Here is a 701-nt window from a genome sequence, read left to right on the forward strand (position 1 = left end):
AAAAAGCCCCGCTGGGCGGGGCTTTTCGCTGAAGCGTCGGCGAATTACTTGGTGCCGATGACTTCGATGTCGACGCGACGGTCCGGTTGCAGGCAGTCGATCAGCGCCTTGGTCTTGGCGTTGCCCTTGCACTTGTCGCCGGTCACGGGCTGCTTTTCGCCCTTGCCTTCGGTGTAGACGCGGTTGGCTTCGATGCCCTTGGCAACCAGGTATTCCTTGACCGCGGCAGCGCGCTTCTCGGACAGCTTCTGGTTGTAGGCGTCGCCACCGATACGGTCGGTGTGGCCAACGGCGAGGATCACTTCGAGCTTGATGGCCTTGGCCTTGGAGACCAGTTCGTCGAGCTTGGCCTTGCCTTCCGGACGCAGCACAGCCTTGTTGAAGTCGAACAGCGCGTCAGCGGCGACGGTGATCTTCTCACCGGTCGGCTTCGGGCCAGCCGCAGCGGCGCCGGTGGCGGCGGCCGCCTTCGGGGCGCAAACTTCGGCCGGCAGCAGGTCCTTGTCGCATTCGCAACCGGCAGCGTCCTTGGCGGCGGCAGCCGGGGTCCAGTAACCGGTGCGCCAGCACAGGCCGAAACCGCTCTTGGCGACGACGTCGCGCTGGTCGATAACGTATACGCGTTCCTGGGCGGTGGCAGCAAAGCCGATACCGGCCAGCAGGGCCAGAACCAGCGACTTCTTGGCGATGTTTTTGATCAT

1 protein-coding gene is annotated in these 701 nt (G+C 64.1%); it reads right to left on the reverse strand.

Annotated features, from left to right (window positions below; genetic code table 11):
• Positions 1–44: 44 nt before the first annotated feature.
• A partial coding sequence (locus GH663_RS20880) for an OmpA family protein (protein ID WP_153133509.1) occupies positions 45–701 on the reverse strand: 657 nt, incomplete at its 5' end.

This window comes from Dechloromonas hortensis, assembly GCF_009469765.1.
Lineage (GTDB): Bacteria > Pseudomonadota > Gammaproteobacteria > Burkholderiales > Rhodocyclaceae > Azonexus > Azonexus hortensis.